Source organism: Maricaulis sp. (assembly GCF_034670125.1).
GTDB lineage: Bacteria > Pseudomonadota > Alphaproteobacteria > Caulobacterales > Maricaulaceae > Maricaulis.
Window position 1 is genome coordinate 1 of record NZ_JAXMOC010000008.1, and the last position, 12,627, is coordinate 12,627.

Here is a 12,627-nt window from a genome sequence, read left to right on the forward strand (position 1 = left end):
AGGCCCAACCAACACAACCGCGCCGATGAACCCGATCAGCCAGAGGGACAATCAACTCGCCGCCCCCGGCCAAGGAGGGCGGTGTTTAAGCCGCCCCAAACCTGAAGTCAATCACGTTTTTCAGGGTCGTGCAGGAGTTTCTCAGTGGTCCGAAAACCGGCGAAAAAATCACTGCCCGGCGCATCGAATTCGGCGCACCAGCTTGACTTAGAAAAGCGACAAGACCTCGTATAATAAACAAACGACGCTGGTCCGCAAGGGGTAAACCGCTGCGGCAGCGCCGGTGTGAGCGGGGTTCTACAGGACGCCGTGACAGACGCAACCCCCTGATGCGGCTTTTGCTGCAGGAAATGCGGGACCGCCTCGCAATAGCCCTGTCACACAAGGCAAACGGCGTGTGCAGTACCAGTCCTGGCGCGCCGCTAGCAGTCAGGACCGGATATAGGCCTGCAGCGCAGCCGTCTCGGCCTCCATCTCGGCAATCTTGGCCTTGACCACATCACCGATGGAAATGATCCCCAGCAATTGGTCATCCTCGAGAATGGGAATGTGGCGAACCCGACGCTCTGTCATCAGGACCATGAGCGCGTTGAGGTCGATATCCCGACCGGCAATGACAAACGCCTGGGTCAGGGCCTGGGCAACCGGGCGCTGGAGGCAGGCCGCGCCGTTCAGCGCCATCTCCCGGACCAGGTCGCGCTCGGACAGGATGGCGATCGGCCGGCCGGTGCCGTCCTCGACCAGCAGGGCCCCGATGCCGTGGGAATCAAGCAGGCGGGCGGCCTCTTCCAAAGTGGCCGTTTCGCGGATCGAGATCACGTCCCGTCCCTTGCCCCGAAGAATCGCATCTACAATCATCACCGGCCTCCTGCCTTATCAAGGTTGCATGATACCACAAAACCGCCGTCCTGTCCCTCACGCTTCCGACGGCGGCGGCGGAATGTGAATCAAGCTTTCATGGACAGGCCTGCACACCTCCGCCACCCTGCCCGCTCACGCTCGCGATCACGCCTCCGGGGCGGTGCGGGCAGCAGGAGTGGCACCGATGGGTTATCTGCAACGCCTGACACGGGATCTGGATCGCTGGATCGATTCCGATCTCGTCGATGCCGACAATCGGACCGCGATTCTCGCTGACGCCGCCCGCCCGCGCCGCGGCGCCTCGGCGCTGGGCGCCCTGACGATCCTGGGCGCCGTCCTGCTGGGCCTGTCGGCGCTGACCTTCGTCGGCGCCAATTGGGAGATGATTCCCCGCCTCCTGCGCTTCGGCCTGATGCTGAGCCTGCTGTGGATCTGCCTGCTGGCGGCCGGACAGGCGTTCCAACGAGACGCAAAAACGCTGGGCCACGCCCTCGCCTTGCTCGGCGTGGTACTGTTCGGCGCCGCGATCATGCTGACCGCCCAGACCTTCAACATGACTTCCTTTCGCAATACGGCCGTCCTGATCTGGGCGGTCGCCGGCGGCCTGACCGCCTGGCAGGTGAGGTCACGGCCGGTTCTGATCCTGGCCACCGGGCTGGGAGCGCTGTGGGCAGGACTGGAAGCGGGCAATGTCCATGTCCCGGGCACGGTGTGGGCCTACCTGCCGGTCGCCGCGGCCTGTGCCTTTCTGGCCATACGGATGCGCTCCTTCGTGTCCGTGCATCTGGTCTCGCTGGCGCTGGCGTTGTGGATCGCCCACGCGCTCCATGTGTGGCAGGACCTGCATGCCGTCGGCGCCCTGGCGGTACAGGCCGCGGCCATACTGGTCTTCGCGGCCCTGGCGCTGACCGGATCGGTCCTGCGCGACCGCAAGATCCCCGGCGCCGGCATTGTCGCCGGCTGGATGACGCTGATCACCCTGTTTGCGGCCTTGCTGATCCAGATCCCCCTGGACGGTCACCTTGCCGCCCATGACACATCGAACGTCACCGGTTACGGCGCCCTCGCCCTGCCGGCACTGGCTGTCATCGCCCTCCTGTGTGCGCTGCGCGTGACCGCCGGGCAGTTGAAGGTCTCGGAGGCGGGGGCATTGTTTGCCACTGCGCTGGCCATCGCTGCCCTGCCCGTCGCCCTGGGTGGGGAACCGGACGCCGCACCGCTGGTCCTGCGCATGCTGGTCGGCGGGTTGATCTACAGTGCCTGCGTGGCGCTGATCCTGATCGGCTCGCGCCAGTCGGCCACAACGCTGCGCACGATCGGCATCATCGGTTTCGTGGCGCAGACGCTTTATGTCTATGCGGAGACTTTCGAAGGCCTGCTCGACACGTCCCTGTTCTTCTTCCTCGGCGGGTTGCTCCTGTTTGGTGCCAGCTTCGTCCTCTGGCAGGCGCAAAAGCGGCGACGTCTCGCTGACCCGGACCCGGCCGACGCCAATCCCGGAGAGACATCATGAGCCATCCGATGAAGAGCGCTCCAGCCCGGCTGGGACTGATCGCGGCGGCGATGACCGGATTTCTTGTCTTCATGCTGGTCAGCCACCAGAGCGCCCGGAATTCTGGAACGGAGCTGGTGATGGAGGTCGAGGGCTATGATCCTCGCGACATTTTCCTCGGTCACTACGCGATGATCCGCACGCCATTGGCAATGCTCGACCTCGCGGTCCTGGATGGTGATGACGCGTTCGAGGACCACGCGCCCGTCTTCGCGACGCTGGAGATCGGCACTGACGGGCTGGCCCGGCCGGTCGCTGTGTACCGGCAACACCCGGGTCAAGGCCTGGTGGCGGAAGGTCGGGTGGTGTGGGTCGGCGACGCCGTGCACGCCCGCTTCAATATCGAGCGCTATTACGCCAGTCGGGATCAGGCGCTGGCTCTGGAAGACATGTTGCGCGACCAAGTGCCGGACGGTGGCAGTGCGCAAGCCCGTGTGCGGGTAATCCTGTCCCTTCCCGCCTCCGGCAACCTCATGATCAAGGGGTTCGAGATTGACGGGGCGCGCCATATCGACGGGCTCTGGTAATCAGCCAGGCCGCTCTTCGAAGACCGCAATCACCAGCGGCGTCAGGATCACACCGCCCAGAGTACCGCCGATATGTCCGAGCCAGGCGATGGAGATCGGCATCATGTCCCCGACCAGTCCGATCATCAGATTGATGCCAATCCACGGCAGGGCCAGCCGCGCCATGCCGCGCCATCCGCCTCGGACCCATCCGGCAGCGGCTATCAGGCCCGAAACGGCCGTCGACGCACCGCCCATCGGCACAGGTGGGCCCTGATGAAGGACGGCCTCGAGCGAGGCGCCGCACACCGCGCAGGCAAAGAAGAGAAAGATGAAGCCCACGGACCCCAGCGCCCCCTGGCCCAGACGCGCGGCAACGGCCCGGCCGGTCGCCACCAGAATCGCCAGATTCATGGCAATATGGAGCAAGCCGAAATGGATGTAGACGTGGAGGAAAAGCGGCGCGACCGGGCCAAGCGGCTGGCTTGGCAATGAGGCTCCTCGCTCGGCAGCGATGAAGACGCCCGCGTTGAATACAGCGGCCCTGAATTGCGGCCAGACCTGACCGAGCAGTGACACGCCGACAAGGCTCAGGGCGATCAACAGCACGGCCGGTGGCATGGCGTTGAAGACCGGCGCGCGCGGCGGTGGAGGCCTGTCCCAAGGCCCGTCCGACCCGTCCCGCTGCGGCACACTCATGGCGTCCACTCCCGTTTCACATTGCCCCAATCAGGCATTGCCCGGTCAAGGGCGACACGATTCCCCCAACAGGGGAACGGCTTTAGCCCGGCACACCCTTTGGCACGCGCGTTGCAACTCCGGACACAGAATTCGCGTCTAAAAGGACATGACACAATGAACACGCGCAGCTTCCCCACCGTCGTCGGTGCCGCTTTCGCCCTCGCAGCCATCAGTGCCGCGGCCCAGGCTCAGCAGGTCCAGACCACGGCTGGCTGGGAGCAGCCCTATGGCGGATCGACCGCACAGGCGAGCCAGCCCTGGTCGGGTGCAACCACCAGTGCCGGCGCCGCGGCGCGCTCAAGCGCCGGCAATCGCGTGATCATCGACGGAATCATCCAGACCGGTGTCGGGGTTTCCACCCAGACCGGCCTGTTTGGCAGTGGCGGCGTCGGCGCAAACGCCTCCGCTATCGGCAACCAGCTCAACGTCAATGTGAGCGGCCAGTGGAACACGGTCATCGTGAATTCCACCCAAATCAATAATGGCGACATCAACGCCAGCGCGACGGCCCAAGGCAATGTGAGTACGGACAATGATCAAGACTAAGCTTTTGATGGCGACACTCGTCAGCGCGCTGGCGCTGACCGGTTGCGCCACAACGGCCCGCACAGGCGGGTCCGACGGCAATTATGCGACGCCGATCGGCGGCGCGCCTGTCACAGCCAATCCGACGCCCTATTCCGAGGCGCTGGTCTGCCTCGCCAATTACGCCCGCGAGCATAATCTGCAATCGCCCCGCATCGCTGTGGGACGGCTGGCGGATTACACCGGTCGGGCGTCGCTGGAAGGTGGAGCCGCGGTGACCCAGGGCGCTTCCCTGATGGCGATCTCGGCTTTTGCCAAGGCCGGTGTCCGCCTGGTGGAGCGTTTTGACACATCGGTGTCGGAACTCGAGCTTCGCTATGCCAACAATTCGCTGATCGGTGACAATGGCGCTCAGCGCCAGATTCATGCCGCATCGCTGCCCGGCTCCGACTTTCACCTGGTCGGCGGCATTACAGAGCTGAACTACAATATCCGCTCATCCGGCATCGACGTTCTGGGCGGCGACCGCGTCGACAGCGACCCGACAGGTGTCTTCAATCGCCGCATGTGGGTGATGAATATCGGACTTGATCTGCGCCTGAACGACACGCGCACGATGGAGACGGTCGATGTGATCTCCTATCAGAAACAGATTGTCGGGCGCGAAATCTCTGCCGGCATCTTTGCCTTCTGGGACAATGCCGTCGTCGACATCTCCGGTGGCGGGCGCTCGCTCGAACCGGTCCAGCTGGCCGTGCGTTCGGTGATCGAACGCGCCGTGCTGGAAGTCTCGGCGCAGATGTACGGCGTCGATCCGGCCGCAGCCTGCACCTATGCCGATCCGATCGGCGGCAGCACGGGCGGTCACACCAATATTACCGGGGGCGTCAACGCCTCCACACCTTACGGCCAACGGGAGACTTCCAATGTCCAAGCGCGCAGCAATGTTGATCGCGGGCATGAGCGCCGCGACGATCACGTGCGCACCTATCTTCGCGGACGATACGACTGAGATCCTGAACGGCCAGGTCAATCTGGACGCCGCGATCACGGTCGTGACGGACGGTGAAACCGACCAGGCCAACTCCGTCTCCCAGTCTGCCATCGGCGCCGCCAATGCGCTGACCGTGGACGTGGTGGAGCGGCATGATATCCAGTCTGATCAGACCTTCTCAGGTTCGGTCGATGCCCGCGCGGAAACGCGTGCGACGATCATTGACGGCGCCGCCATTACCACCGCTTCGGCGATGGGCAATTCGGCCAGCGTGATCAATGACAATGGCATGGATGCACAAATCAACCAGACGGCACTGGACGGCTCGACGGTCGCCGCGACAGCTCGCCTGGAAGTCGGCAGCTATGCGATCTCCTCGGTCACCTCGGCAACCGCCTCGGCCAATGCCTTCCAGGGCACCACCTATGGCAGCGACACCAATCTCGCCCTGCGCCAGGACACCGGCGCCGACGTCACGGCTGACAGCTTTGTCCTCGCCACCGATGCCGGCCTTGGCTATGCGGCAACCGTACTCGGCGCGGCCAATGGCAATTCGGCGCAACTGGAAGGCTATTATGACAACCCGTCCCAGGTCGTTGATGTCGACCAGGACAATCGCGGCACTGTGACGGCACGGGCCGGCACCGAGGCTGGCGGCACGGCGATCAGCCAGACCGTCGTTGCGTCGGCCAATGGCAATTCGGTGTGGATGCAGAATGAATACGGCTACGCCCATATCCAGGGCGAGCAGGACAATGACGGTGCGGTCACGGCCGAATCGGAAATCCTGGTCGGCAATTTCGATGCCGATGTCCTCTCGGTGTCAGCGGAAGGTGTGGGCAACTCCGCCATCATCTCCAATATCGGCGCCGACGCCTTCATGGGGCTGGACCAGACCAACAACGCCGCTGTGACCGCCCGGGCCACACTCGGCGGCGATGCCGGCGGCTCGGCCCTGGTCTCGGCGACAGCCTTCGGCAATGCCGCCACGACCTATGTCTGTTCGGAATGCCCGGTCACGGCCTGGGGCAATACCAACCAGACCAACAACGCCGCTGTCAGTTCCTTTGTGACGGGCGGCATGACAACTGGCGGAATCCTCTCCGGCGCGGCCACGGCGATCGGCAATTCCGCCACCTACCAGACAGTGAACCCGCACACGGGCAACTGACGACTTCCCATGCCTTGGGAAAACCCTGGCCCCGGTCGCGTGTTGTGCGACCGGGGCTCTTTTTTGCCTGACAGACGTCCCGAGCTCGGCGCGACAAGGGCTGACAGCTCCGCTTTCGGGCCGGTTCGCCTGTCGCTCCGCCGTCAATCGGCCGGGTCTATTCGCGGCGTCACGCCGACCGCTTCGACCATCGTGGCGATCCGCTGGATCACCAGGTCCAGCTGGACTTCATCCGTCGCGCGAGCCACCAGGTGGGTACCGCGCTTGATTTCACCGGCTTTGACTTCGAGAAAATACGGATAGGACCCGATCGAGACCTCGGGAAACTCCGTTGCCAGCCTGCCAAGCGCTTCCGCGACATCACCTTCGCGCAGATTGTCGCCCTTGACCGAGCGCGACCTGGTCACCGCCCCGCCCTCGAGCCGGTGGTCGATGTCATTGAGCATGCCGGCGACGATGGAGGGCACACCGGCAAGGGTGAAGACATTGCCAGTCTGGAAGCCGGGCGCGCCGGTGACCGGATTGATGATCAGGCTGGCGCCATCGGGAATTCGGGCCATCCGCTTGCGGCTCTCGGTGACCGGCGTTTGGGTCTTGGCATACCAGTCTTCGATGATCGCCAGTGCATCGTCGCGGACATCGATGCCGACGCCAAAGGCAGCGGCGACGGCGTCTGCGGTGATGTCATCATGGGTCGGACCGATACCGCCGGTGGTGAAGACATAATCATGGCCGGCCCGCAGCGTGTTCAGGGCATCGACGATGACGTCGGTCTCGTCGGGCACGACCCGGCATTCCATCACATTGATCCCCAGCGGAGCGAGGAAGCGGGCGATCTGGTTGAGGTTCTTGTCCTGGGTGCGGCCGGACAGGACCTCGTCGCCGATCAGAAGAACCGCTGCCGTCACCCGTTTGCCCGTGGCCATGAGAATCATCCTTAAGTCGCACACACGCCTGACCGTATATGTGCCACTCGCGGGGAAGTCCAAGTCATGAAATTTCCGACGGACCTGATCGAAGGCCGACTGGTCAGACGCTACAAGCGCTTCTTCGCCGATGTCGAACTGGCGGGCGGAGATGTGGTGACGGCGCACTGTGCCAATACCGGCGCGATGACGGGTATCAAGACGCCGGGCCTGCCGGTCTGGCTGTCGCGTTCGGACAATCCCAAGCGCAAGCTGAAATACACTTGGGAGCTCGTCGAGGCGGAGGGCACCTTGATCGGCACCCTGCCCAATCTCGCCAATTCGCTGGCGGAAGAGGCGGTGAATGCCGGCGTGATCAGCGAGCTGACCAGCTATGACAGCCTGCGACGCGAGGTGAAATATGGCGAAAACTCCCGCATCGATTTGCTGCTGGAAGGCCATGGCCGTCCAGCCTGCTGGGTCGAGGTGAAGAATGTCCACTGGCAGCGTGGGCCCGGCATTGCGGAGTTTCCCGATGGTGTGACCTCACGCGGGGCCAAGCATCTGGTGGAGCTGGCCAACCAGGTGAAGGCAGGTGAGCGCGCGGTGCAACTCTTCATCGTCCAGCGCAGTGATTGCGAGGTGCTGCGACCAGCCGGGGATATCGATCCGGTCTATGCGCAAACCCTGCGAGCCAGCGCGGAAGCCGGGGTTGAAGTCCTCGCCTATGCCTGCGACGTCTCCCCGGAGGCGGTCACCATAACCCGTCCGATGCGCGTGGAGCTGGACCAATGAGCGACGACTGGAACGGTTGGGATCTGCCGGATGCCTATATCCACCGCATCACCGTGACCGGGAAGGACATCGACAGTTTCGGTCACGCCAACAACGCCCGCTATCTGGAATGGGCCGACGAGGCTGCCTGGACGCACTGGTTCTCCAAGGGTGAGCACTATTCGATGGAGGCCTGCGCGAAGGATGATCGCGGCATCGCCATCATCCGCACCGAAGCTGACTATCTGGGCCATGTCAGATTGGGCGACGACATCGACTGCGCCGTCTGGATCAGCCGGTCCGATGGTCGCCTGCGGGCTGAACGCCGTTACCATTTCCGCCGGGCAAGCGATGGCGCAACTGTGTTTCGTGCCCTCACCAAGGTTGTCTGCTTCCAGCTGTCCACAGGACGCCCGGCCCGAATGACTCCAATCTTTTCAGACCACTACTCTGTCCTCCCGTCCGTTGCGGCGGCGCTTGTGACTGAAAGTTAACAATCTGCCGAGATTGTGCCCAAGCGCCTGCCCCCTATAGTCCGCCGCGACACCAACACCTCTTTGGGGGAGGCTCTTATGAAGTATCTCATTGCGACTATTGCCGGACTGGCACTGGCGGGCTGCTCGGTTGATACCGACACCACGACCGAGACCGCCGACGCGGCCTTCACGCCGAATGTCAGCGCCACCAATATCGAAGCACACATCCGCTTTCTGGCATCCGACTACCTCGCCGGCCGCGATGCCGGTACAGACGGCTATGAAATCGCCGCCAATTACGTCGCCGCACAGATGCGCCTTCTCGGTCTCGAGCCGGCCGGCGACGATGGCACCTATTTCGCCGACGTACCGATGCAGGAAGTGCGTCCCGATGCCGACTACAACCAGTTCACACTGGACGGCGAAACCTTCGCCCACGGCACAGGCGCTTTTATCGGTACCAATCCCAGCGTGCTGGAAGCCACCATCACCGGCGAGCTGGTCTTCGTCGGGCACGGCGTCTCGGCCACCAATCGCGGTCATGACGACTATGAAGGCCTCGATGTCGAGGGCAAGATCGTGGTCGTCATGGGCGGAGTTCCCGAGGGTGTGTTTGAAGGTATTTCCGAAGAACGCGCCCACCACAATTCCGGCACGACCAAACGCAATGTTGCCGCCGCACACGGCGCCATCGGCATGATCTCGATCACCGGATGGACGCAGGAACAGCTGACCGGATTTGCCAACGGCTTCGGCAGCCGTCCGAGTGTCCGTCTGACTGCCGCCACCGGAGCGTCCGGATATGACACTGTCCAGGCCGCTGCCAACGTTACCGCCGAGCTTGGTGCCAGCCTGTTTGAGGGCGCCGAGATGAGCCTGGAGGACGTGCAGGCCGCGATGTCTGCTGAAGAGCCGACCTATCCGCGTTTTGCCCTGCCCCACACCGCGACCATCCGTCAGCGCACGCTGTCCGAACCCTTCAGTGACCCCAATGTGGTCGGCATGATCCGCGGCTCCGATCCGATCCTCGCCGACGAGATTGTCGTTCTGTCGGCCCATCTCGACCATATCGGCTCGGTGACCGACCACATGCGCTCGGGCGGTTCCTGCCGCGCCTCCGACGAGAGCGACGAAATCTGCAATGGCGCAGTCGACAATGCGTCCGGCATCTCCATCATGCTGGAGACAGCCCGCACCTTCCTGGAGCAAGGCACGCCGCGTCGTTCGATCGTTTTTGTCGCGCTGACGGCTGAAGAAAAGGGCCTTCTGGGCTCGGAGCATTTCGCCCGCAACCCGTCGGTCCCGGCTGAACAGATCGTCGCCAACGTCAATCTCGACATGCCGGTGATCGTCTATGACTTCGCCGACGTGATCGCCTTCGGCGCCAATCACTCCAATCTCGGACCGATTGCCAGCCGTGCCGCTGATCGTCTGGGCATCATGGTCAGCGAAGACCCACTGCCGGAGCAGTCACTCTTTGTGCGCTCGGATCACTACAACTTCGTCCGCGAAGGCGTGCCGTCGCTGTTCCTGATGACCGGCTTTTCCTCGCCGGATCCGCGCTGGGACGAAGGCGAAGGCTTCATGGGCTTCCTGACCACCCACTATCACCGTCCGACCGATCAGCTGGATGGCGAGCTGGAAGTCCTGTTCGAGCAGGGCGCCAAATTCGCCAACATCAACTACATGATCGCCCGCGAAATCGCTGACAGCGACGAGCGGCCGGCTTGGAATGAGGACAGCTTCTTCGGCAACCTGTTCGGCAACGACGTCGAGTAGGCTTCAAGCCCCAGTCTGATAAATGCAGGCGCGCGCCGTTCCAAACGGCGCGCGCTCTGTTTATAAGCGGGTATTGAAGGAGAGCCGACTTGACGACTGCCTACGAGACCGTGACCGATATCGATACCGCCAGCCCACGTGATGGCCGCATCAAGCTGCATGGGCCCGAGGGCTTTGCGGGCATGCGCAAGGCCGGACGACTGGCAGCCGAAATCCTCGACATGCTGGTCGAGCACGCCCGGCCCGGCAACACCACCGAGTATCTGGACAAGCTGGCCCGGGAATACGCTTTCGATCATGGCTCGATGCCGGCGACCCTGTTCTATCGCGGCTATCGGCACTCGCTGTGCACCTCGCTCAATCATGTGGTGTGCCACGGCATTCCCGGTCCCAAGCCGCTCAAGAGCGGTGACATCGTCAATATCGATGTGACCGTGGTGGTTGATGGCTGGCATGGAGACACCAGCCGCATGTACACGATCGGCGAGCCGCGCCGGAAAGCCGAGCTGCTGGTCGACACCACCTATGAAGCCATGATGGCCGGCATCAATGCGATCAAACCGGGCGTCACCCTTGGCACGATCGGCGCCATCATCCAGGAATATGCCGAGGAACGCCGCTGCTCCATCGTGCGCGATTTCTGCGGCCATGGCCTCGGCCAGAACTTCCACGACAGCCCGAATGTGCTCCATTTCGGTGAGCATGGCGAAGGCCCCGAGCTCAAGGAAGGCATGTTCTTCACCGTCGAACCCATGCTCAATCTGGGTCGCCCCGACGTGAAGGTCCTGTCCGATGGCTGGACCGCCGTGACGCGCGACAAGTCGCTTTCGGCCCAGTTCGAGCATTCCTGCGGCGTCACCGCCGACGGCGTCGAGATCTTCACCAAATCGCCCAAGGGCCTCGACAAGCCACCCTATTCCGTCACCTAGACGATGACCGATCTGGCACCCCATACAGGCCATCGGGATAGGCTGCGCGAAAAACTAACCTCAGCGGGCGGGCTGGCATTACACGATTATGAATTGCTGGAACTCTACCTCTTCCGCTGCATCCCGCGCCGCGACGTCAAACCCATTGCCAAGGACCTGATCGCCCGCTTCGGGGATCTGGGCGGCGTCGCCTCGGCCACGGTCGGCCAGCTCTCATCGGTGCGCGGGGTGTCGGAGAAAACCGCCGCCGAACTGAAACTGATCAAGGCGCTGTCGGAGCGCCTCGCCCGCGAACAGGTGATCGGCCGCCCGGTCATCACCTCCTGGTCGGCCCTGGTCGCCTATTGCCGCACCGCCATGCAGCACGCCACCACGGAACAGTTCCGCGTCCTCTTTCTTGATCGCAAGAACAAGCTGATCGCCGACGAGGTGCTCGGTGAAGGCACGATCGACCACGCCCCGGTCTATCCCCGCGAGGTGGTCAAGTCCGCCCTAGCCCACGAAGCCTCGGCGATCATCCTCGTCCACAACCACCCCTCCGGCGACGCCACGCCCAGCCAGGCCGATATCGAGATGACCCGGACGCTGATGGAGATCTGCAAACCCTTCGAGATCGCCGTCCATGATCACCTAGTGATCGGGCGCGAGAATACCGCGAGCTTCAAGACGTTGGGGTTGATGTAGTGACGTCAGCCATAACCCGGATGGCGACACATGCGGCCCGGAAAGAGCGAGCCACGGCTCGCAATAACCCCTAGATCGCTTGTCAGCCAGCAGGCCGTATCCGTTTCTTCCGGTCAAGGGCCCGAAGGGCCGCGCAGCGGGCATGCCCCTTGACCGGAAGAAACGGATACGGCGAAGTCCCGGCAAGCGATTTATGGACGGGTGAGCGCCGCGGCGCCCTCCGCCTGAATACTGGAAAGCAAGTGCCCCCTACCCCGCCGGCTCGATCGGCTGCCACAACTCGATCTTCGTCCCGTCCGGATCCATCACCCAAGCGAAGCGGCCATAATCGAAATCCTGGGGCTCGCCTTCCAGCGGAACCTCTTTTTCCTTCAGGTGCGCCAGCATCGAATCCATATCGTCAATCATCAGATTGATCATGAAAGGTTTGGCGGATGGCTTGAAATAGTCGGTTCCGGCCTTGAAGCCGGAAAAGATCGTCCGCGCGCCCTGCGGGAAGGCCTTGCCGCTGTCGGCATGCAGGAAGTCGGCGCCGCCATAATCATTGATCGTCAGGCCCAGCTTGTCCTTGTACCAGGCCATCAAGGCCGCCGGGTCCGGGCTTTGGAAAAACACGCCCCCGACACCAATCACTTTTGCCATGTCACGCTCCCCTTGTCGTGCCGACAGGCTAGACGACACCCTTGGCTGAGGACAAATGAATTCCGGTGACTCGTGGGCTGGACGCAGC

Annotated in this window: 14 protein-coding genes; 10 read left to right on the forward strand and 4 right to left on the reverse strand. The window is 63.2% G+C overall.

Going from position 1 to position 12,627, the window contains the following annotated elements; genetic code table 11:
* Positions 1-429 precede the first annotated feature (429 nt).
* On the reverse strand, positions 430-858 hold the full coding sequence (locus VOI18_RS12865; protein ID WP_323762823.1) for a CBS domain-containing protein: 429 nt from the start codon (positions 856-858) through the stop codon (positions 430-432).
* A gap of 187 nt (positions 859-1,045) precedes the next feature.
* Between VOI18_RS12865 and VOI18_RS12870 the strand changes: the two genes are divergently transcribed.
* The gene (locus VOI18_RS12870) at positions 1,046-2,374 is read left to right on the forward strand and encodes a DUF2157 domain-containing protein (protein ID WP_323762824.1); all 1,329 of its coding nucleotides are present in this window, start codon (positions 1,046-1,048) and stop codon (positions 2,372-2,374) included.
* Positions 2,371-2,940, forward strand: coding sequence for a GDYXXLXY domain-containing protein (locus tag VOI18_RS12875; RefSeq protein WP_323762825.1), 570 nt, complete (start codon positions 2,371-2,373; stop codon positions 2,938-2,940). Before VOI18_RS12870 ends, VOI18_RS12875 begins: the two co-directional genes overlap by 4 nt.
* On the opposite strand, the gene VOI18_RS12880 is transcribed toward VOI18_RS12875, so the two are convergent.
* Positions 2,941-3,618 (reverse strand): rhomboid family intramembrane serine protease, encoded by a 678-nt coding sequence (locus VOI18_RS12880; protein WP_323762826.1) that lies wholly within the window; start codon positions 3,616-3,618, stop codon positions 2,941-2,943.
* Positions 3,619-3,774: 156 nt separating this feature from the next.
* Between VOI18_RS12880 and hfaA the strand changes: the two genes are divergently transcribed.
* Genes hfaA through hfaD form a run of 3 tightly spaced genes read left to right on the forward strand, consistent with a single transcriptional unit; the run spans position 3,775 to position 6,350 of the window.
* Positions 3,775-4,206 (forward strand): holdfast anchoring protein HfaA, encoded by a 432-nt coding sequence (gene hfaA / locus VOI18_RS12885; RefSeq protein ID WP_323762827.1) that lies wholly within the window; start codon positions 3,775-3,777, stop codon positions 4,204-4,206.
* Complete coding sequence (gene hfaB / locus VOI18_RS12890; protein ID WP_323762828.1) at positions 4,193-5,197, forward strand: holdfast anchoring protein HfaB; 1,005 nt, start codon at positions 4,193-4,195, stop codon at positions 5,195-5,197. The genes hfaA and hfaB overlap by 14 nt, the downstream gene beginning before the upstream one ends.
* Positions 5,112-6,350 (forward strand): holdfast anchor protein HfaD, encoded by a 1,239-nt coding sequence (gene hfaD, locus VOI18_RS12895; RefSeq protein ID WP_323762829.1) that lies wholly within the window; start codon positions 5,112-5,114, stop codon positions 6,348-6,350. Before hfaB ends, hfaD begins: the two co-directional genes overlap by 86 nt.
* Before the next feature lie 143 nt (positions 6,351-6,493).
* On the opposite strand, the gene VOI18_RS12900 is transcribed toward hfaD, so the two are convergent.
* A complete protein-coding gene (locus VOI18_RS12900; RefSeq protein WP_323762830.1) occupies positions 6,494-7,276 on the reverse strand; it encodes a competence/damage-inducible protein A in 783 nt (260 codons plus the stop codon).
* A gap of 66 nt (positions 7,277-7,342) precedes the next feature.
* On the opposite strand from VOI18_RS12900, the gene sfsA reads away from it, so the two are divergent.
* From sfsA to radC, 5 genes are all read left to right on the forward strand, one after another.
* Positions 7,343-8,050 carry a DNA/RNA nuclease SfsA gene (sfsA, locus tag VOI18_RS12905; protein ID WP_323762831.1) on the forward strand — a complete coding sequence of 236 codons (708 nt, stop codon included), beginning with the start codon at positions 7,343-7,345 and terminating at the stop codon, positions 8,048-8,050.
* On the forward strand, positions 8,047-8,523 hold the full coding sequence (locus VOI18_RS12910; RefSeq protein ID WP_323762832.1) for a thioesterase family protein: 477 nt from the start codon (positions 8,047-8,049) through the stop codon (positions 8,521-8,523). The genes sfsA and VOI18_RS12910 overlap by 4 nt, the downstream gene beginning before the upstream one ends.
* Before the next feature lie 78 nt (positions 8,524-8,601).
* Positions 8,602-10,284, forward strand: a complete 1,683-nt coding sequence (locus tag VOI18_RS12915; RefSeq protein WP_323762833.1) for a M28 family metallopeptidase — start codon at positions 8,602-8,604, stop codon at positions 10,282-10,284.
* 89 nt (positions 10,285-10,373) lie between these two features.
* Entirely contained in the window at positions 10,374-11,213 is an 840-nt protein-coding gene (gene map / locus VOI18_RS12920; protein ID WP_416374886.1) for a type I methionyl aminopeptidase, read from the forward strand.
* A 3-nt stretch (positions 11,214-11,216) separates the two neighbouring features.
* Positions 11,217-11,897, forward strand: coding sequence for a RadC family protein (gene radC, locus VOI18_RS12925; protein ID WP_323762834.1), 681 nt, complete (start codon positions 11,217-11,219; stop codon positions 11,895-11,897).
* A gap of 249 nt (positions 11,898-12,146) precedes the next feature.
* Here radC and VOI18_RS12930 read toward each other — a convergent pair whose 3' ends face one another.
* Complete coding sequence (locus tag VOI18_RS12930; protein WP_323762835.1) at positions 12,147-12,539, reverse strand: VOC family protein; 393 nt, start codon at positions 12,537-12,539, stop codon at positions 12,147-12,149.
* Positions 12,540-12,627 lie beyond the last annotated feature (88 nt).

Coding starts and splice junctions, on each gene's coding strand:
- VOI18_RS12865 (WP_323762823.1), bottom strand. CDS start 858: ATGATTGTAGATGCGATTCTTCGGGGCAAGGGACGGGACGTGATCTCG.
- VOI18_RS12870 (WP_323762824.1), top strand. CDS start 1,046: ATGGGTTATCTGCAACGCCTGACACGGGATCTGGATCGCTGGATCGAT.
- VOI18_RS12875 (WP_323762825.1), top strand. CDS start 2,371: ATGAGCCATCCGATGAAGAGCGCTCCAGCCCGGCTGGGACTGATCGCG.
- VOI18_RS12880 (WP_323762826.1), bottom strand. CDS start 3,618: ATGAGTGTGCCGCAGCGGGACGGGTCGGACGGGCCTTGGGACAGGCCT.
- hfaA (WP_323762827.1), top strand. CDS start 3,775: ATGAACACGCGCAGCTTCCCCACCGTCGTCGGTGCCGCTTTCGCCCTC.
- hfaB (WP_323762828.1), top strand. CDS start 4,193: ATGATCAAGACTAAGCTTTTGATGGCGACACTCGTCAGCGCGCTGGCG.
- hfaD (WP_323762829.1), top strand. CDS start 5,112: ATGTCCAAGCGCGCAGCAATGTTGATCGCGGGCATGAGCGCCGCGACG.
- VOI18_RS12900 (WP_323762830.1), bottom strand. CDS start 7,276: ATGGCCACGGGCAAACGGGTGACGGCAGCGGTTCTTCTGATCGGCGAC.
- sfsA (WP_323762831.1), top strand. CDS start 7,343: ATGAAATTTCCGACGGACCTGATCGAAGGCCGACTGGTCAGACGCTAC.
- VOI18_RS12910 (WP_323762832.1), top strand. CDS start 8,047: ATGAGCGACGACTGGAACGGTTGGGATCTGCCGGATGCCTATATCCAC.
- VOI18_RS12915 (WP_323762833.1), top strand. CDS start 8,602: ATGAAGTATCTCATTGCGACTATTGCCGGACTGGCACTGGCGGGCTGC.
- radC (WP_323762834.1), top strand. CDS start 11,217: ATGACCGATCTGGCACCCCATACAGGCCATCGGGATAGGCTGCGCGAA.
- VOI18_RS12930 (WP_323762835.1), bottom strand. CDS start 12,539: ATGGCAAAAGTGATTGGTGTCGGGGGCGTGTTTTTCCAAAGCCCGGAC.